Raw genomic sequence first — 18,808 nt, 5'->3', positions numbered from 1 at the left:
AGGAAGATGGCTATGGAAACGATTGTAGTTGCCACCAAAAATCCCGGTAAGGCGCGTGAATATGCAGAAATGCTGGCACCAAAAGGCATTGTGGTCAAAACGCTGGCTGATTTTCCAGCTTTTGAGATTGATGAAAATGGTCAAACGTTTGAAGAAAATGCATTGATCAAAGCTCAAGCTGCCGTCAAAAAGTTAGGCTTACCGGTTTTAGCTGATGATTCTGGATTGGTTGTTGACGCTTTAAATGGTGAGCCAGGAGTTCATTCAGCACGCTATGCCAAGGATCATGACGATGCAGCCAATAATGCCAAACTGTTGGAAAAAATGGTCGCGGTGCCTGATGAAAAAAGAACGGCACATTTTCATACAACGATTGTAGGTCTCAAGCCCAATGGTGCCAAACTGACGGCGCATGGCCGCGTCAATGGCCACATTCTCCATGAACTGACTGGTAAAAACGGTTTTGGCTATGATCCGCTTTTTTATGTTGATGAGCTGCATTGTGCCATGGCCGAGCTGAGCAGTGATCAAAAAAATGCCGTCAGTCACCGTGGTCGGGCACTGGAAGATTTTATGAGGCATTTTAATGAATGGTGGCAAGCATAGTTTAAGACTGATGATGCGACATCAAAGTTTTTAGAGGAGGAACAGTCATGAAGGCATTATTTGTCAGTGACAACCACGGCGACCGTGATATTTTGCAAAAGATTGCCGATCGCTTTAATGGTGAAGTCAATGTGATGATGCATTGCGGTGATTCAAATCTTGAGCCCAGCGATCCAGTCATGCAGCCATTTAAGACCGTGATCGGTAATACCGACTGGGGACTGAACTATCCGAAAACACAGCTGGCAGTTGTTGATCACGAGCGCATTCTGGTCGTTCATGGTCATCTGTATCAGGTTAATTTTACCTTGACGCCTTTAATGCTTTTGGCCAAGGAAAATCGAGCAACGATTGCTGCCTATGGCCATACGCATCAATTGGCCGTTGAATGCAATCAAGGGATTCTTTATCTAAATCCTGGCAGCATCAGCCAGCCGCGCGGACAGTATCAAAAACTGGGCGGGACCTTTGCGATTGTTTCTGTTGATGCAGATCAATTTGACGTGCAGTATTATGATCGTAGTCTGCAGCCGGTTGACGATCTGCATTTTGTCTTTTCACGCCAATAGATGTCTTAATCTGGAATACCTGTCGCATTCAGCGGCTAAAAGCATTACAATAAAAGCAGGTCGATGAAGGGATGATTTTAAAATGATTAACCAACAGATTCGTCAACTGCTGATGGATCGACGTGAAAAATTTATGATTCCAGCCAGTCTGGTTGCCACAGTCAATGAAGACAATTCACTGTACCATGCGTTTTTGGTTCTAACCAAAGATCACTATGCCAAGATCGTTGTGGTTGATAATGAGAGTCATTATCGTGGCTTGCTGTCGCTTTCAATGATTACCGATGAGCTGCTGGAAACCGATCGTATCAATTTGGATAAGTTGCAGACAATGAAGGTTAGAGATGTGATGCAGACCGATGCGCCAGTGATTACCAATCCATATGACGTAGAGGAAAATCTGCACCTACTGATTGATCAATCGTTTTTGACGGTCGTTTCCGAGCATGGTGAGTTTACTGGTATCGTAACGCGCCGCGAATTGCTCAAGGCCGTTAACTATGCGGTTCATACGTTTGACCGTCATTATGAGGTACTTGATCTGCCAGAAACCGAAACTGAAGAAGTTTAAAAAGAGCAGTCTGCATGCGGCAGACTGCTCTTTTAGCGTTGGAAGTCAAAATAGCGCTCAATCGTATCCAAAACGCCGCTTTCCTGATTGGTTAGCCGCGTTACGTTGGCTGCAGCCAATCGAATCGGCAGAGCAGCGTTTTTCATAGCATAGCTATGCGAGGTCATTGTCAGCATGCCCAGATCGTTTTCATTGTCGCCGAAAGTCATGATCTCGTTTGCTCTCAAGTTGAATTGATCGGCAATTGCCATTAAGGCGTTGCGCTTGGTGGCATGTGCATCACCAATCAGCTCGGTATTAAAGCCGGAGTTTTCCATGATCAGATTGGCTGGTAAAAGGCCATCCAGCTCACCGGTCACGTTGGTAATATCAATATGGTCGGCAAAGTTAACGGAGATCTTGGTCAGAGGCTCATTAAGCGGATAGTTGAAAATATCGAGCAGATTGGGAACCCGCTTGACGTTTTCATAAAAAAGCCTGACGATGGCCAGATTTTTTTCATCCATGGATTGATCGACAAATGAGGTCGTTGGACCGGAAACGACCAGCTGATTGATATCGTTATCGCCATACAGTCTGGTCAATGCAGCCAGGACCGCTTTTAAGTCGTCGTGATCTAATGGAAAACAGTCAATTAACTCATCGCCATAGTGAATTACGGATCCGTTTTGGGAAATAAAGATCATCTGGTCAGCCACATCGGCAAATTCTCGGCGCAGGCGTGGATAAGAGGAGCCACTGGCGGCTACTAGCTGAATGCCGTTTTTGGCCAGTTTTTTAAAATCCTTTATAAAGCGCTGATGATCATAATCATGCTGATTATTTAAAAACGTGCCATCCATATCGGTAGCAATTAAACGAATAGACATAGTCAAAACCTTTCTTAAAGAAACTAGCTGAGTGAAACATGAGCATCATTTAAAGCCGTCAGATAGGCTGCCAGACAGTCACTGGTCAATTGATATTCAGCATCGTAGGTCGTTGTAAGAGCTACGCGATAGACCAGCGAGGCCTTGGTAGAAGCCGTAGCTGGAATCGTAACGGGACCAACGATCTTGGGTGCGGGATGCTTGCCAAACTTTCCTTGGGCAAGCAGTTTTTGATTAACGTCTTCAATTACATTTTTAATCTCAGCCAATGGTGCGTTGGGGCCGATTGGAATATCAACGCTGGCATGCCAGGTTGAGCGGGAAAGATTGCTAACGGTAGTAATGTTGCGGTTGGGAATATAGTTGAGGGTGCCGTCCGCACTGGTAACGCGAGTAGTTCGCAGACCAATTCCCGAAACCGTACCCTTAACGGTGCCAATGACGACTACATCACCGACGTCAAGCTGTTTTTCCAATAGAATAAAAAAACCATTAACCATGTCGCTGACAAATCCCTGGGCACCAAGCCCCAAAGCAATACTGAAGATCCCAGCACTGGCAACCAAGGTTCCGACCGGCACGCCAATCAATGAAAGCAGGGCATACAGCAGAAAGAAAAAGCACGTATACCGATAGATGTTAAGCGTCAAGGTATGAAACGTGGCAATGCGATGAGCACCCAGCATCTTAAAGCGTTTGGTATGGCTAAAAGCGTAGTTGATGATCAGCTTGCCGGCCCACAAAATCACGAAGAAAACAACAATCGTCAGTAAAATCGAAAACAGACGATTGACGATGTTTTGCGCAATCTTATCCAGATCAACGTTGGCAAATGAGTGGGTCAGTTGTTGAATCTGCTTATTCATTAAAACGACTCCTTATCTAGATTCCAAACAACTATATCATAAGACAGTCACCAATAATAATTAACAAAAAAATATCCAATATGTTAAACTTGGTGTAACTACAAAGGAGGAGCTTTAAATGACTGCTGGACAAATTGCCGGCCTGATCGCGGCGATCGCGTTTGTAGTGCTGGTTTGCTTTATTGGAATGTTTTTGTCTCGTTTGGGAAAGACATTGGAAGAAACGACTAAAAGTATTGAAGGATTAAGCAAAGATGTTGATGCGCTGACGCATGAACTGGAAAACGTTTTAGGAAATACCAACGAATTGTTGGAAGATCTGAACAAGAAATCAACTGAACTGGATCCAGCGGTAAAAGCTATTGCTGATCTTGGTCAAAGTGCCAGTGACGTCAATGCGGCGGCGCGTCATTTTACCGACAGGCTGAATGCACAGCATGAAAGTGCCAAGCAAAGCAGACATCTGCTGGCAGCAGCTGGTAAAAAAGCGGCGCTCAACGTATTGAGCAAGCTGCATCGTTCCAAGGAAGACTGATTTTGATAGGAGGTTGGACTTATGACGAAAAAAGTCTTAGCTGGTTTTTTGGTTGGCGGAGCCGCTGCTTTTGGTGCTTGGCAAGCTTTGAGTGCCGATAAGAAAAAGCAGATCAAACAGGCCGTGGCCGATAAGACTCATGAGGCAATGGACTATGCAACTGATTATGCTATTAACGCTTTGGATATTGCCGATGGAATGGTTCAAGATGCCAAAGAACAAGCTGTTGACAAGTTTGGCGATAAATTTAATGATTTAGCCGATTCCGTAAAAAAAGGGGCGGATGCGGTTAAAAAAAGTGCTGATCAAGCGGTCGATCATTTTACCAACGATGATTTTGACGAACAGACCGCTCAGATCAGAGACGAACTTGCCAAGGCTCAAGCCGACAGCTCAAACCAAGACGATATCGTAATCGATAAGACGTCAGACGAGCCCAAAGCAAATGATGATGTCAAGGCGGCTGAAGATGATCAAACGTCTCAGTCAACGCCGAATGATAAAAATTAATGTATAAAATATAGAGGTTGGAAAAAACGAATTTTTCTGACAAAATAAAACAACTTTAAAAATGGCCGAAGATCAACGTTTTAAGTAACGCAATCTTCAGCCATTTTTCTGTTTTGAAACTTTATTCCCAGCCTCTTATAAATTTGGCTAAAAAACCGTGATTTTAATTAATCTTGCCTGTCACTAGCGACCAACGTACTGCAGCTCTTTGGACGTGTGAGTAAACGGTTCGTTGCCGGTTTCGGTAATGTGGATACAGTCTTCGATCCGTACGCCGGCAAAGCCTGGAATGTAGATCCCTGGTTCAATCGAGAAACACATGCCTGGTTCAAGCAGCATATCGTTGCCTTCCATGATTGAAGGAAATTCATGATCAGTCATGCCCATACCGTGACCTAAGCGGTGAATGAAGTATTCGCCATAGCCGGCGTGATCGATAATATCGCGGGCAATCTTATCCAATTCGGCTGCCGTGATGCCAGGCTTAGCGGCATCTTGGGCGGCTAATTGAGCTTCCAGGCATACTTGATAGATATCTTTTTGCTTATCGTTAAGCGTACCAACAGCAACGGTTCTGGAAGCATCGCTGGTGTAGCCATCAACATTGGTTCCCAGGTCAAACAATACCAGCTCGTTGTCTTGAATCTTGGTGTCGTTAGTAGCTCCATGTGGTTCAGCTGCGTGGGCACCAGCTTGAATCAGGGTATCAAAGCTCATGTGCATGACACCGTGTTTTTGCAGCGCATAGTGGATCTCTGCGGCAATCTGATTTTCGGTTGCGCCGATCTTGACGGCATCAAAACCAACCTTAAAAGCAAAATCGGCCCACTTGCCGTTTTCTTCCAAAATAGCAATCTCATCTGGTGACTTGATCAGACGCATGTGCTGAATCGTCGGCGTCATGTCGTAGTCAAAGCTGGCCTTAGGGAATTGTTCCTGCAGAGCTCTTAAGCGTGCAACGGTCAAAAAGCCCTGTTCAATCCCAAAGCGAGTTGGTGCGGCAACGCGCTTTTTAATTTGTTCGGCAATCATTGCATAAGGTTGCTCGTGGTCAAGGTAGCCGTAGACGTCAAATGGCCATCCCGTATCTTTGATGGCCTCAACTTCCAGTGCTGGTGCAAACAAGAAGGGATCATGGTCGGGAAATACCAGCAGGGCCAAGACCCGTTCGATCGGATCGCTGCCAAAGCCGGTTAGGTACTTGATAGTCATCGGATCACTGAGATAGGCAACATCAAGCTGGGCTTCATTGACAGCTTGTTGTAATTGTGTTAATTTATTCATTTGTCTTGCTCCTTACGCATAAGATGAGATTTTTTTAAGTAATTGTTAATATTATAGCATATTTGTTTATCATTAAGTTTGCGCAAAACCGTTAATTTTGTTATATTGATTGCGGTTATGAAAAACCGATGAAAGCAACCAAAATCAACAAAGAAAGGGCTTATAAACTATGGAAAAACAATCAGTTACCATTTATACCGTGGCACGCGAAGCCCGCGTTTCCATGGCGACCGTTTCTCGAGTCGTTAACGGCAATCCCAATGTTAAACCAGAAACGCGTAAAAAAGTGCTTGATGTCATCAAGCAGCTGAACTACCGCCCTAATGCTGTGGCCCGTGGTCTGGCCAGCAAGAAGACGACTACGGTTGGTGTTGTGATCCCTGACGTTACCAATGCCTACTTTGCGGAACTGGCACTTGGGATTGACGACATTGCATCAATGTACAAGTACAATATGATCCTGACCAACTCGGATGCCGATGACCGCAAGGCACTGCAAGTGGTTCGTGGATTGATGGCCAAGCAGGTAGACGGCATCATCTTTATGGGTCATGACATTTCTGAAGAACTGCGCCAGGAATTCAGTTCGTCCAACGTTCCAGTCGTTGTTGCCGGTTCAGTTACCAATGATGACGAGTTGCCAACGGTTCGCATTGACTATCAGGAAGCTACCAAGCAGGCCGTCAAGTACTTGATTGGGCGTGTTGATGGTCCCGTAGCACTGGTAGTTGGCTCAAAAGACAGCACGATCAACAAGCGATACCGAATTGAAGGCTACAAGCAGGCACTGCAGGAAGCCGGCAAGGATTTTGATGAAAAGCTGATCTTTGAAACACATGATTCTTATGCTGAAGGCTACAAGCAATCACAAGCTATTGTTGACAGTGGTGCCAAGGCTGCTTTTGTCAGCGATGATGGCGTGGCGGCCGGCTTGATGAACGGTTTGACTGATCACGGCGTTAAGGTTCCTGATGAGTTCCAGATTGTTGCCTCAAACAACACGAAGACCACCGAGATTACGCGCCCTAAGCTGACTACGATTACGCAGCCACTGTACGACTTGGGTGCGGTATCAATGCGGCTTTTGACGAAACTGATGAACAGCAAAGACGAAGACGGCGAAGAAGACGAATCCAAAGACGTTATTTTGGAACATGGTTTTGAGAAGCGTCAATCAACGCACTAGAAGGTGATTGACTCTTGATGTCTCGAGAAGAGATGCGACGCCAGCAAAAACAGACTGCTGCTCCCGTTAAAAAACCTCATCCCCATCATTTTTGGGCATCGTTTTTGGGTGTTTTACTGACGCTGATCATAGCGGTTGGCCTATTGCTGAATGCAACCGTGCTGAATGCTGATTTTGCTGCCGATGAGCTGGCTGATTCACCAATCAGTACGCAGCTAAAAGAGCAGGTTAATAGTAGCTTAAGCGAGTATGGCGTCTCTGGTTCACTTTTGACGACCAAAGAAACCAAGCGACTGGTCAAACAAGCCGTTAAACAGGTTTATGCCGGTAAAAACATTAAGCTTGATCTGACCAATATCGAAAAAAGGCTGCAGTTAAAAGTCGATGATGAGTTGGGAGCATACGGTCTTTCAACTTCAATGCTGCCTGATTCGGCCACCAGTCAATTTAACAGTCAGCTGACAAATCAAGTCAATCAAAAACTGAATACCTCTGAGGTGCAAACGGCAGCCAAGACGATTACGACCATCAAGACCGTTGTCAATGTAATGCTGATTATAAGCGGGATTGCGCTAGCTGTTTTGATGGTCTGGAGTCTGTTTACCCATTGCTTTTTGCAGATTTTCAGCTGGTTAACGACTTGGACAGCTGGTCTGTACTTTGGCTTGGTCTGGTTGATCAAGCTTGGTATCGCCCAGGCTGCCCAGACTGAGCCGGACTATGCGTCAACGATTGTAAAAATTGGTAATGACGTTTTGGTCAAGGGATGGCAAATGGCGTGGCTGCTGTTGATCCTGGCTTTAGTTTGGTGGCTTTGGCGCGGTATTTTACGAATTATTCGTCATCACTGATAAAGCCTTGAATTTACCAGCTTAATTTGGTAAAATTTCAATGTTTGTTATCTAAATCTATATAAGAAAAGAGGAGTTAGTAATGTCAGGACATTCAAAATGGCATAACATTCAAGGGCGTAAAAATGCCCAAGATGCCAAGCGTGGCAAGATTTTCCAAAAGATTTCTCGTGACTTGTACCAAGCCGCTAAAACAGGTGATCCTGATCCAGCAAACAACCCTCAACTGCGTCTGGTAATCGATAAGGCCCACGCAGCCAACATGCCTAAGAAGAACATTCAACGGGCAATTGAAAAGGCTACGGGTGCTGGCGGTGCCAAGTTTGAAGAAGTTACCTATGAAGGCTATGGCCCAGGTGGGGTTGCAGTAATGGTCTTTGCCCTGACTGACAACAAGAACCGGACGGCCGCCGCTGTACGTTCTGCATTTACGCATTCCGGTGGTTCACTGGGTGCCAGTGGTTCCGTTTCATACATGTTCGATCGCAAGGGTCTGATTGAAATCCTGCGTGATGGTCTGGACAAGAGCGAAGACGACATGCTGATGGATGCTCTGGATGCAGGTGCTGAAGACATGAAGGCTACTGACGACAAGTTCCAGATTTTCACGGCACCAAGCGACATGACCAGTGTTCGTGACGCTCTGCAAGAACAAGGCTACGAACTGGACACGGCCGAAGTAACCATGATCCCACAAAATACGACGGTTGTTCCTAGCGACAAAGTTAGTCAATACAAGCACTTGATTGATGAACTGACTGACAACGATGATGTTGCCGACATTTACGAAGCAGGGGTTATCGAAGACGATGATGATGCTGAATAATTTCGGCTTTTAAAGGCTCAAGCAGCAATGCTTGGGCTTTTTTTTGATGAATAATTGCGCTCGCTTGGACTGCGGTCTGAGGGGGCGCCTTTTATTTTAAGAAACTAAATTCAGATAAAAAATGCAATGTTTTATTTTTGGCATATAGCAATGATAAGGGGGGATAGTCTTGAAAAGTGAATTCTCACGAGATATTGCAGTTTTGATTCGCTACCGAGTTTCAGACCTCTATGTTCTACCATATCGCAGCTACTATCGACTGCTGATCATGCACGAAGGACAGTTGCAGCTTTATCAGCAATGGCCACGGCCACAGGGTCAGCGTTTGATTGCCTATTTAAAGTATCGGGCTGATATGTCAGTTAGTGAGCACCGCCGACCTCAGTCAGGATCGCTTTGCTGGCATGCACCAGCCGGAAAGGTTGACTTGAGGCTGTCGACGGTTGGGGACTGTCGTGGTCAGGAATCGTTGGTGGTTCGGTTTATCTATCGTTTATGCAATGACTACCGGATGCTGGTGCCGCCCCAATGGCAAAAATTGCAGCAGACTGCCAAAAAGCGTGGTCTGATGCTGTTTGCCGGACCGATGGGATCAGGAAAGACAACGACGATGTATCATTTGGCACGGCAGTTTGTCAAACAGTGCATTGTGATGACGATTGAGGATCCGGTCGAAATTACCGAGCCGCTATTTGTTCAGCTGCAGGTTAATGAATTGGCGGCAATGAGCTATCAAGAATTACTCAAGGTTGGCTTAAGACACCGTCCGCAGATTTTTATTATTGGTGAGATTCGTGATCCACAGACGGCTCAAATGGCGATTCAAGCTGCCTTGAGCGGACATCTGGTTATGGCAACCGTTCATGCTCGCAGCGTTTATGGAGCATTGGCTCGCCTAAGACAGTTGAATGTTGACGAGTCTTATCTGCAGCAGGCCATCAGCGGGATTTTTTACCAGCGCCTTTTACCAACGGTGCAAAAACATCTGGCAGTACTGTTTGATTTGTTGATTGATGATGAACTGCAGGAAAGTTTTGTAAAGCAAAGGACGGGGATGACCGATGATTGGAATCAGCAGCTCAAAAATTGCGTGGCCAAGGGCTGGCTGGAAAAAAGCGTGGCCCAATCGTACCAAGCCGGCTAATTTTAAAACGGCTCAGCAGGCTGATTGGTTTTTATTGATGCATGATCTATTGACAGTTGGTTTTTCATTGCAGCACGCTGTTCAATTTTCACAGCGTGCCTATCCTAAGCAAGCAAGCTTCTTTTCCGGCATTGATCGACAGCTTCAGTCTGGTCGTTTACTGGCTGATGCGCTGAAACCCTATGTAAAAATCGAGCTTTATTATCAGCTGTTATTGGCTGAGCAACACGGCAGCCTGTCCGTTACGCTAAAAGAGATTGGACAGTTTTTACAAGTTCAGGCTCAGCAGCGACGTCAACTGAAGTCATTGCTGGAGTACCCATTGATTTTGCTGCTGATGCTGGGGATGATTTTGGGAGCACTATTGATTTTTGTCTTCCCGGAGCTTAGAAGCTGGCAGCAAGAAAATCAATTGAATAGCTCAGCACAATGGCCGCTTGGTGAAACACTCATAGTTGTTGGCAGCACTTTTTTAATCTATGGACTGTTGGGGATTAGGCACTGGCGACATATGACGACTTTAAAAAAGGTTCGTCGTCAGTGTCGTTGGCCGCTGTTTGGCAAGATTTTTCGCGACTACTATGACTATTATCTAACGTCGAATCTGGCTATTTTGTTAAAGCATGGTTTTTCGCTGCATGAGATCTGTCAGTTGACCAGCCGTTTTGACGATGACTCATTGCTGCATCAGGTTGGTCAGATGGCATATGAGCTTGGCTCGCAAGGCAAGCAGCTCACTGATTTTATCTTAAGCATGCCTTTTTTGTCTGATGAACTGGCAATCTTTATTAATCGAGGCTTGTCCAATGAGCAATTGGGGCAGGAGCTGACGATTTTTTCGCGGCTTAGGTTTAAAAAATTCCGGCAGTCAACAATGCATATTTTAGTACTGGTACAGCCTGTGTTGTTTATTCTGATTGCGGCTGGGATTGTTTCGATGTATCTAAGCATTTTACTGCCGATTTATTATTCATTGCAGGAGGTGTATTGAAATGCTGAATAAAACCCGCCGGCGTGCGTTTACATTGCTGGAAATGGCAATCGTTTTGTTTATCATCAGTCTGTTGGTATTGATTGTTTTGCCAAATCTCAGTACGCAACGTGAACATGCGACCAAGATTCACGAAAATGCAATGACCAATGTCGTTCAGACTCAGCTGGATCTTTATGAAAATGATACCGGTCAAAGAGCTCAAAGTATTGATCAGTTGGTTGAAAATCAGTATCTAACTGCGGCACAGGCTCAAAAAGCAACTAGTGAGCACATCAAGGTTGTTAACGGAAGGGCTGAGCGGAAATGAGACGCCAGCAGGCCTTTACCTTGCTTGAAATGCTAATTGTCTTAGGAATCGTTGCGTTGACGCTATTGATTAGCTGGCCATCAATGCATCGAGCAGTTCAGAAAAATGCAGAGCGGCAGTTTTGGCAAATCTTTCGCCAAGCTTGGCAGGCAGCTCAGGTTCGATCTAAGACCAGCCAAGAATCAACCCGGGTTGTCTATTTAAGGCATCGCAATCTGATCGTCTTTAGCTGGCCAAATGACTCAGAACAGATCAGGGTTCCTGAAACACTATTTGTCAAACGCTTTAATGATATTGAAATGAAAAAGACCGGTTATGTAAGTCCGCAGACAGAAGAATTTATTTCAACTTTAGATGGTACGGATTATCAGATGCGGATTCAATTGGCATGGGGGAGCTATCATGTTCAGGCAATTCAAAAAGGGCCAACCGGCAATCATACTAGGTGAAAGCATGATGGCTTTGGCAATTGCAGCTATCAGCGCGGTATTTTTAATGATCGGCCTGAATGGACTGAATCAGCAGCAAAAGCAGGCGGATGTGCGTCTAATGGCCTGTCGATTGGCAAAAGAAGCTGGTGATGAATTTAAAGAGCAAAAGCATCGCGTTAGCATCGTGCAAGCATCAATGACGGCAACTGCAGATCAAGATCAGGTTGTAGTTGAGCAAGCTGGAAGATGTATTCTAAAACTGGAAAGACGGTGATGTTTTGAAAAAAGCTGCATTTACACTGGCTGAGAGTTTAATGGCGCTGCTGATCAGCATGTTTGCAATCATTGTCTTGGGTCAGATAGTTAAAACTACGGAGAAAATTGATCAGCGCTCATTGGATATGCCGACTGACTGGTATCTGTTCGTGACTGAACTGGAGTCATCAGATCGTCAATTTGCTCTTTGTCACTGCCAGGATCGTCAACATGTGGTTTTATATGGCGCAGCGACCGACAAATATTATGAGCTGGTAGCTGAAAATGATCGCATCTATTTGAGGCTGCAGCATGGTGGTGGCTATTTACCGATGCTTTATCAGATTAAGGAAGCAAATTTTAGTCAGCTCAGCAAGCGGCGATTAAAGATGGAGGTGAAAAGAAGCAATGATCGACGGCAAACGGCGATTATCAGTCTGGCACCGTCACCAGAGCAGCACGCTTTTAGCAGCGATGATCGTAATGGGACTTACAGCTGCGACAATTCTGACACAGTATCGTTACCAAGCCAGTCAAGAAAAACTCATTCATCGTTTAAGTGATCGCTTCCTTGCACAGACAATGGCAGATCTGGCGGGTAGACATGGCAGTTTTCGCTTTAATCTAGGGACGGTCAGTCATCAAGGTCAATCAACAATCGTTTTTCTAAATGATGGCTCATCCTTTAAGTTTCAAGAAGAGAGGGCGCTTCCTTGAATTTGTTGATGAAAATGGGTAAACTAATTTCGTACGACGAATGAGGATGGGAGTGACCAAAACTGGCAACACCAGAACAACTATTTGTACCATTTGATCGCGCAACGGAACTATTGCAGGCAGATCTGAACAGCTCTTATCTTGATGCTTTTCTTGAAAATGCTGAGAATCTGGTTGACAATGGCAAGGTTCGCATTGAGGATGGTTTGCCCAAACCAGAGACAGTTGCTGAGTTAAACAAGCTTTATCAGCAGCTGGATCTGTTGCATACCGATCGTGAAACCGTCCGTCGTCTTTTACAGCTGGATCTGTTAAAAGTAATTCGTAAGGATGCAATTCAGGCCAATCACCAAATGACGCCCGATACACTGGGCATTATGATGGCCTATCTGATTGAAAAAATCATTGATCGCAGTCATCCATATACGATTTTTGATCCGGCTGTAGGAACGGCCAACCTGTTGACGACGGTAATGAACCATCTGCGCGAGGCGATTGATCAGCCAATACAAGGATATGGAATCGACAACGATGATGAGCTGCTGGCTGTTGCCAGTGTCAGCGTATCATTGCAAAGAGAGCCGGTTGAGCTGTTCCATCAGGATGCCATTGAGGCTTTGGATATTCCGCAAAGTGATTTGGCCGTCTCGGATTTGCCGGTTGGATACTATCCACTTGATGAAAATACCAAAAATTATCAAACCCGCGCCCAAAAAGGTCATTCATACGTTCATCACCTGTTGATCGAACAATCGATGAACTATCTAAAACCGGGTGGCTTTGGTGTATTTTTGGTTCCTTCAAATCTTTTCCAGACCGAAGAAACGATGGGCTTTGTCAAATGGATTCATTCCGTAGCGCATTTCCAAGGATTGATTAATCTGCCAGCCGAGCTTTTCAAAAATCAGGCTGCTCAAAAATCAATTCTTCTTTTGCAGCGTCAGGGTGGTGGCAGTCAGCAAGCCAAACAGGTTTTGTTGGGAAGTTTTCCGTCAGTCAAGAAGCGTGCTGAGTTTGTAGCCTTTATGAATCAGATTGATGCATGGGTAGCTGCAAATCTTAAAAGTTGAGAGTTAATTAAAGGAGAGATTACGCCAATGTCAAAAACGATTGCTGTTAATGCCGGCAGTTCGACCGTTAAGTTCAAGCTGTTTGACATGCCAAGCGAAGAAGTAGTAGCAGAAGGTCAGATTGAACGAATCGGTCTGGAAGTCGGTCATGCCGAAATCAAGTATGGCGATGGTCAAAAGCTAAAGGAAGACAAGCCATTTGCCGACCATGAAGCCGCAGTTCAATATCTGCTCAAGCAGCTGCTGGACTTGAACATCGTTGCCAGCTACGATGAGATTACGGCTGTTGGTCACCGGATCGTTGCCGGTGGTGAGTACTTTAAGGACTCAGTAGTCATCGATGAAGACGTTATGAACAAGATCGATGCTCTGGCAGAATATGCACCACTGCATGATCCTGCTGAATTACAAGGAATTAAGGCATTTAAGGAAGTTTTGCCGGATGCATTTGCAGTTGCCGTTTTTGATACTGCTTTCCATGCCAACATGCCAAAGATGAACGCCCTTTACAGTGTTCCTTACGAATGGTACGAGAAGTATGGTGCCCGCAAATATGGTGCTCATGGTACCAGCCACCGCTACGTAGCGGCACGGGCTGCCGAAATGCTGGGTCGGCCGCTGGAAGATCTGAAGCTGATCACTTGCCACATTGGTGCCGGGGCCTCAATTACTGCCATTAAAGGCGGTAAGTCATTTGATACGTCAATGGGCTTTTCACCATTAGCTGGGGTTACGATGGCTACTCGTTCTGGGGATGTTGACCCATCGTTGGTCGCCTTTGTTCAAAAGAAGCTGGGCGTTTCCAGTGATGAAATGGTTGATATGCTGAACCACAAGTCAGGTCTGCTGGGAATCTCTGGTGTCTCCAGCGATATGCGTGACGTTGAGCAGGCTAAAAATGAAGGTAACGAGCGTGCACAGCTGGCATGGGATATTTATGTCAACCGGATCGTTCGCTACATTGGCGCCTACATTGCCGAACTTGGCGGTGCTGATGCAATCGTCTTTACGGCGGGTGTTGGTGAAAATAGTATTACCGTTCGTCAAGCCGTAGCTGACAAGCTTGGCTACTTTGGGATTGCAATTGATCCTGAAAAGAATAACGTACGTGGCGTTGAACGTGATCTGTCAACTGATGACGCCAAGATCAAGACGCTGCTTATTCCTACCAACGAAGAATTAATGATCGTTCATGATATCGAACGACTTAAAAAGGCCAGCAAGTAGTTGCTGTTAAAATTAAAATGGGGCGCTTGCCAGCGTCCCATTTTTGTGTTTTGAGGTGATAAAATGCGTTTTGTGACATCGGATACTCATTTTTTGGATCAGCATTTGCTGGGAATTGACGACTTTGCTCCGCGTCCGTTTGCCAGTACCAAGCAGATGGATGAACAGATTATTGAGCACTGGAATGCCAAGGTTACTGAAAATGATATCGTGTATCATTTAGGCGATATTGCCGTCTATTTTGCCAAACCGGCCAAACAAGCCGATGAGGCAGTTTTTGAGATCTTAAATGCTCTGCATGGTCATCTGGTATTAATCAAGGGCAATCATGATCGAAGAGAACTGTTTAAATATCTGGCTGCCCATAACTATGATTTAAATGGTGAGCCTAAGTTTAGGTTTCATGACGTTGGTGCATTGATCAAATATAACCATCGTCAGTACTACCTAACGCATTATCCGATGATGCTGGGGATTGCGCCACGGATCATAAATCTGCACGGTCACATCCATCATTATGCCGTTCCGGTAAAAGAAAATGTCAACGTTGGCATCGATTCTCCTGAGCTTGATTATCTGAGTGTCCGGCCGGCATTTGGTGAGCCGCTGACTCTTGCCCAAGCCGAGGCAATTGCCATGGCAAAAGCCGAAAAGCTGACTCGACATTAAGTCTTGGCAATGAGTATAATAGTTTGGATCATTTGTTAAAAACCAAGAAAGGAGTGGCTAACATTAATCGTAGCAAAATCGAAGAGTACATTGAAAAACGCCAGCTGCAACGGCAAGGAACCTACCGAGTTTTGATGCAGGATTCAGAGCATTTTTTGATCAATAATCATGCATATACTCTGGTTGTTGATTATAAAAATGCATTTGATGCAGAGGCACTTGCCGATCGTTTCAGCTCAATTCTGAGTAAGTATGACTACATTGTTGGCGATTGGGGGTATGGACAGCTGCGGCTGCATGGCTTCTACAGTTCGGATAATCCGCAATATAATCCCGAACAAGGCGTGCAGACCATTCAAGACTATCTGTATGAAGACTGCAACTTTGGCTGTGCGTATTTTATTGTCCACAATCAAGAAGTTCAGCAGCCAAGAAAACCGCATCGTTCTGGCAGACGATCCTCAAATCGACGCAAGCCTTCAGGAAATGGTAAAAAGCATCAGTCTGGTGCTGCTGTTAAAGAGGTTCGTCAATCACTTAGGCAGCCCCCTTTAAAAGAGCGTCGCAATCAAGAGGTACGGCGCGTTAAAACCGGCAAGCATCGCCAAAAACTAATCGTTAAAAATAAGAACAATAAGCGAGAGAAAGCATGAAACAATACCAAGGATTTTTTATTGATCTGGATGGAACGGTTTATCGCGGTAAGGATAAAATTCCAGCGGCGGCACGATTTGTCAGGCGCCTGCAACAAAATCAGCGGCAGATTCTGTTTGTAACCAATAACAGTACGCGCAGCCCACAAGAAGTTGCTGAAAATTTAAGAGTAAATCATGATATCGATGTCACTTCGGCTAACGTCTATACCTCGGCGATGGCAACGGCTGACTATTTAGATCAGCACGCGGGACAAAAGCGTCGGGTCTATGCAATTGGCGAAAGAGGACTTAAAGATGCACTGCTGAATAAGGGAATGAAGCTGACTGATCAGAGTCCAGATTATGTTGTGGTCGGACTTGACCGCAACGTAACTTATGAACAGTTTAAGATTGCCACACTGGCAATTCGCGCTGGTGCAACCTTTATTGGTACCAATGGCGATACCAACCTACCTAGTGAAGAGGGGATGATTCCAAGTGCTGGTGCCTTGGTTGAACTGGTTCGCTATGCTACACAACAAGAACCGATAATGATTGGCAAACCGCAAAAGACGATTATTGAGATGGCATTAAAGGCAAGCGGGCTGAAAAAGTCAGAAGTCTTGATGGTTGGTGACAATTATCAAACTGACGTTAAGGCCGGTATCAATACAGGCGTTGATACGCTGCTGGTTTATACGGGTCTGTCAAAGCCAGCCGATATTAAACAAGAAAAAATCAAACCAACTTATACGGTGGATACGCTTGATGAATGGATCATTGAAAATACAAATAATTGATGCTGTAAGGACAATCCTTGTATTGCTGCTGTTGGTTACTGCAGTAGCAGGGCTTGCCCTTTTTTTGACGTTGTTGATCTCACCATTGCTCTTAAGAATTCCGGACCATTTTCTGCATCTTTCAAAAGCGCTGGTTTTAAGAGATTATGGTCACCTATTGCTATACTTGATCTTGCCTTGGCCTCAGCCGCCATTAACACTGGCTGGTATTCCAATGACTGATAATGCCGTGGCTCATTTTAGCGATGTTAGGCATTTGATCATTATGACTCTTTGGATGACTATAGTGGCATTGATTGGTGCTGGCCTGGCATTGAGATATGAAAAAAGGACCTGGCAGCTGTGGAAGCTGTCAGGTCCCTTGAAAAGCCTATTGGCACTGTTGATAATTGTAGGATTATTAGCGATTGCTGATTTTGATGATTTTTTCATCAGATTTCATTATCTGGCCTTTTCAAATATGAATTGGGTGTTTTCAGCGACTGCCAATCCAATTATCAACTTGTTTCCTGATACGTTTTTTGCGACTCTCTTTGGAATTTGGTGGCTATTCACCATCTTGTTCCTGGCCTTGATTCAATGGTGTATCAATCGTTACTTGCGCCGCCTTGTTCGAAAGCTTTGACTTGATAAAGCTGATTACGGCAGGCATTAAGGTAACCACGATGATTGCCAGGATGATAGCCGAGAAATGAGCCTGAACGAAAGGCAGGTTACCAAAGAAATAACCGCATGAACAGCAGATCGTTACCCAGCTCACACAGCCGATGATGCTGTAGCAAATAAAGCGGCGGTATGGGAAGCCGGATCCAGCAGCGGCGAAAGGAGCAAAGGTACGAATAATTGGCATATAGCGGGCCAAGATGATGGCTGGTGCACCATGTTTTTCAAAAAAGGCCTCCGCTTTTTCAAGACTCTGCTTATCGATCAGTTTACCGAACCAGGAGTGATTTGAAAGACTCTTGCCGATTTTTTGACCAATCAAGAAATTAAGTGAGTCACCCAAAAGACAGGCAAACAAGAAACCAAATGCAAAGATCCAAATGTTCAGATGGTAGCTTGCGTTTGCTGCTAAGGCACTGGCGGCAAACAGCAATGAGTCACCAGGCAGAAATGGTAGGATTACTGCCCCAGTTTCGATAAAGATGATCAAAAACAAAATTGGATAGCTGATATCACCAAATTGATTAACGATCTGAATTAGATGAGTATCAATGTGAAGGATAAAATCGATTAAAGTCGACATACGAGACTCCTTTAGTTTTCTTAATATTCAATTACCGCTAAGATTTTAACAGCAATTATGAACTTTTTGAAGAATAATCCTTAAACTAAACAAAAACGTAAACAATTCTAAATCACCTCGTAACGTAATCGAAAAATACCAATTATTGAGAGAACTAAAGATAAGAATGATCGCTTTTTGCGTTGGATATAACATCAATCGCTAGTGATTGTATGTGATTGAAAAAAACGTTAAGAAAAATAGAAAATAGCATTGACTCAGGCTCTGATTATCGGTATAGTAGTTAACGTTGTCGATGAGGCAGACGTTGATTACAGCGAACTTTGCTTCGATTAACTGCTGATGATTAAAAATGTTGTTGACAGTTAAATGACTTCATGATATATTATTTAAGTCGCTTGTTTGAAATGTTTGAAAAAAGAATTTAAAAAGTTCTTGACAAATAATTTACAAGTGTTAAAATAATAAGCGTTGTAACTGATCGACTAAATCGGTTACATGGTAGACCTTTGAAAACTGAATACAGTTTCGACGAACACAAATGTGCAGGGTCATCAATCATTACGATTGATGCAAAAACATTTGCGAAGTCAATTCGCTTAATTTAAATTTGAGCTTTTCAAGTTCTTATATTTTATAT

At 44.6% G+C, this 18,808-nt stretch carries 24 protein-coding genes; 20 read left to right on the top strand and 4 right to left on the bottom strand.

Going from position 1 to position 18,808, the window contains the following annotated elements; genetic code table 11:
* Positions 1-12 precede the first annotated feature (12 nt).
* The 3 genes from HF864_RS00120 to cbpB all read left to right on the top strand — a co-directional run bounded on the left by HF864_RS00120 (position 13) and on the right by cbpB (position 1,746).
* Positions 13-606 (top strand): XTP/dITP diphosphatase, encoded by a 594-nt coding sequence (locus HF864_RS00120; protein WP_169461122.1) that lies wholly within the window; start codon positions 13-15, stop codon positions 604-606.
* A gap of 47 nt (positions 607-653) precedes the next feature.
* A complete protein-coding gene (locus HF864_RS00115; RefSeq protein ID WP_169461121.1) occupies positions 654-1,175 on the top strand; it encodes a metallophosphoesterase in 522 nt (173 codons plus the stop codon).
* Positions 1,176-1,257: 82 nt separating this feature from the next.
* Positions 1,258-1,746, top strand: coding sequence for a cyclic-di-AMP-binding protein CbpB (gene cbpB, locus HF864_RS00110; protein WP_169461120.1), 489 nt, complete (start codon positions 1,258-1,260; stop codon positions 1,744-1,746).
* 32 nt (positions 1,747-1,778) lie between these two features.
* Here cbpB and HF864_RS00105 read toward each other — a convergent pair whose 3' ends face one another.
* Entirely contained in the window at positions 1,779-2,615 is an 837-nt protein-coding gene (locus HF864_RS00105) for an HAD family hydrolase (RefSeq protein WP_169461119.1), read from the bottom strand.
* A gap of 23 nt (positions 2,616-2,638) precedes the next feature.
* The gene (locus tag HF864_RS00100) at positions 2,639-3,481 is read right to left on the bottom strand and encodes a mechanosensitive ion channel family protein (protein WP_169461118.1); all 843 of its coding nucleotides are present in this window, start codon (positions 3,479-3,481) and stop codon (positions 2,639-2,641) included.
* 118 nt (positions 3,482-3,599) lie between these two features.
* On the opposite strand from HF864_RS00100, the gene HF864_RS00095 reads away from it, so the two are divergent.
* Positions 3,600-4,016, top strand: a complete 417-nt coding sequence (locus tag HF864_RS00095) for a DUF948 domain-containing protein (RefSeq protein WP_169461117.1) — start codon at positions 3,600-3,602, stop codon at positions 4,014-4,016.
* Between the two features lie 21 nt (positions 4,017-4,037).
* A complete protein-coding gene (locus HF864_RS00090; protein ID WP_169461116.1) occupies positions 4,038-4,526 on the top strand; it encodes a hypothetical protein in 489 nt (162 codons plus the stop codon).
* Positions 4,527-4,709: 183 nt separating this feature from the next.
* Here the strand turns inward: HF864_RS00090 and HF864_RS00085 are convergent, their stop codons facing one another.
* The gene (locus HF864_RS00085; protein ID WP_169461115.1) at positions 4,710-5,810 is read right to left on the bottom strand and encodes a Xaa-Pro peptidase family protein; all 1,101 of its coding nucleotides are present in this window, start codon (positions 5,808-5,810) and stop codon (positions 4,710-4,712) included.
* A gap of 169 nt (positions 5,811-5,979) precedes the next feature.
* On the opposite strand from HF864_RS00085, the gene ccpA reads away from it, so the two are divergent.
* The 15 genes from ccpA (at position 5,980) to HF864_RS00010 (ending at position 17,547) form a co-directional block, all read left to right on the top strand.
* Complete coding sequence (ccpA, locus tag HF864_RS00080) at positions 5,980-6,996, top strand: catabolite control protein A (protein WP_169461114.1); 1,017 nt, start codon at positions 5,980-5,982, stop codon at positions 6,994-6,996.
* Between the two features lie 14 nt (positions 6,997-7,010).
* Positions 7,011-7,847, top strand: a complete 837-nt coding sequence (locus HF864_RS00075) for a hypothetical protein (RefSeq protein ID WP_169461113.1) — start codon at positions 7,011-7,013, stop codon at positions 7,845-7,847.
* Positions 7,848-7,929: 82 nt separating this feature from the next.
* Positions 7,930-8,673 carry a YebC/PmpR family DNA-binding transcriptional regulator gene (locus HF864_RS00070; protein ID WP_006500211.1) on the top strand — a complete coding sequence of 248 codons (744 nt, stop codon included), beginning with the start codon at positions 7,930-7,932 and terminating at the stop codon, positions 8,671-8,673.
* 169 nt (positions 8,674-8,842) lie between these two features.
* Positions 8,843-9,817 carry a competence type IV pilus ATPase ComGA gene (gene comGA, locus HF864_RS00065; protein ID WP_169461112.1) on the top strand — a complete coding sequence of 325 codons (975 nt, stop codon included), beginning with the start codon at positions 8,843-8,845 and terminating at the stop codon, positions 9,815-9,817.
* Positions 9,735-10,808: a type II secretion system F family protein gene (locus tag HF864_RS00060; RefSeq protein ID WP_169461111.1), complete on the top strand. Its 1,074-nt coding sequence runs from the start codon at positions 9,735-9,737 to the stop codon at positions 10,806-10,808. Before comGA ends, HF864_RS00060 begins: the two co-directional genes overlap by 83 nt.
* A gap of 1 nt (position 10,809) precedes the next feature.
* Positions 10,810-11,118, top strand: coding sequence for a competence type IV pilus major pilin ComGC (comGC, locus tag HF864_RS00055; protein ID WP_205882227.1), 309 nt, complete (start codon positions 10,810-10,812; stop codon positions 11,116-11,118).
* Entirely contained in the window at positions 11,115-11,567 is a 453-nt protein-coding gene (locus HF864_RS00050) for a type II secretion system protein (RefSeq protein ID WP_169461110.1), read from the top strand. The genes comGC and HF864_RS00050 overlap by 4 nt, the downstream gene beginning before the upstream one ends.
* A complete protein-coding gene (locus tag HF864_RS00045) occupies positions 11,521-11,823 on the top strand; it encodes a hypothetical protein (RefSeq protein WP_169461109.1) in 303 nt (100 codons plus the stop codon). The genes HF864_RS00050 and HF864_RS00045 overlap by 47 nt, the downstream gene beginning before the upstream one ends.
* A 4-nt stretch (positions 11,824-11,827) precedes the next feature.
* Positions 11,828-12,367, top strand: coding sequence for a competence type IV pilus minor pilin ComGF (locus HF864_RS00040; protein ID WP_169461108.1), 540 nt, complete (start codon positions 11,828-11,830; stop codon positions 12,365-12,367).
* A 216-nt stretch (positions 12,368-12,583) separates the two neighbouring features.
* Positions 12,584-13,591, top strand: a complete 1,008-nt coding sequence (locus tag HF864_RS00035; RefSeq protein WP_334312690.1) for a class I SAM-dependent methyltransferase — start codon at positions 12,584-12,586, stop codon at positions 13,589-13,591.
* Positions 13,592-13,618: 27 nt separating this feature from the next.
* On the top strand, positions 13,619-14,818 hold the full coding sequence (locus HF864_RS00030) for an acetate kinase (protein ID WP_169461107.1): 1,200 nt from the start codon (positions 13,619-13,621) through the stop codon (positions 14,816-14,818).
* 63 nt (positions 14,819-14,881) lie between these two features.
* The gene (locus HF864_RS00025; protein ID WP_169461106.1) at positions 14,882-15,487 is read left to right on the top strand and encodes a metallophosphoesterase; all 606 of its coding nucleotides are present in this window, start codon (positions 14,882-14,884) and stop codon (positions 15,485-15,487) included.
* A 62-nt stretch (positions 15,488-15,549) separates the two neighbouring features.
* Positions 15,550-16,140, top strand: coding sequence for a YutD family protein (locus HF864_RS00020; RefSeq protein ID WP_169461368.1), 591 nt, complete (start codon positions 15,550-15,552; stop codon positions 16,138-16,140).
* Positions 16,137-16,922, top strand: a complete 786-nt coding sequence (locus HF864_RS00015) for a TIGR01457 family HAD-type hydrolase (RefSeq protein WP_169461105.1) — start codon at positions 16,137-16,139, stop codon at positions 16,920-16,922. Before HF864_RS00020 ends, HF864_RS00015 begins: the two co-directional genes overlap by 4 nt.
* Positions 16,891-17,547: a TIGR01906 family membrane protein gene (locus HF864_RS00010; protein WP_169461104.1), complete on the top strand. Its 657-nt coding sequence runs from the start codon at positions 16,891-16,893 to the stop codon at positions 17,545-17,547. The genes HF864_RS00015 and HF864_RS00010 overlap by 32 nt, the downstream gene beginning before the upstream one ends.
* Here the strand turns inward: HF864_RS00010 and HF864_RS00005 are convergent.
* Positions 17,470-18,168: a VTT domain-containing protein gene (locus HF864_RS00005; RefSeq protein ID WP_169461103.1), complete on the bottom strand. Its 699-nt coding sequence runs from the start codon at positions 18,166-18,168 to the stop codon at positions 17,470-17,472. The genes HF864_RS00010 and HF864_RS00005 overlap by 78 nt on opposite strands.
* Positions 18,169-18,808 lie beyond the last annotated feature (640 nt).

The organism is Lactobacillus sp. MRS-253-APC-2B (assembly GCF_012843675.1).
Lineage (GTDB): Bacteria > Bacillota > Bacilli > Lactobacillales > Lactobacillaceae > Limosilactobacillus > Limosilactobacillus pulli.
The sequence above is the reverse complement of the archived record's forward strand: the minus strand, read 5'-3'. Positions and strand labels throughout refer to the sequence as shown.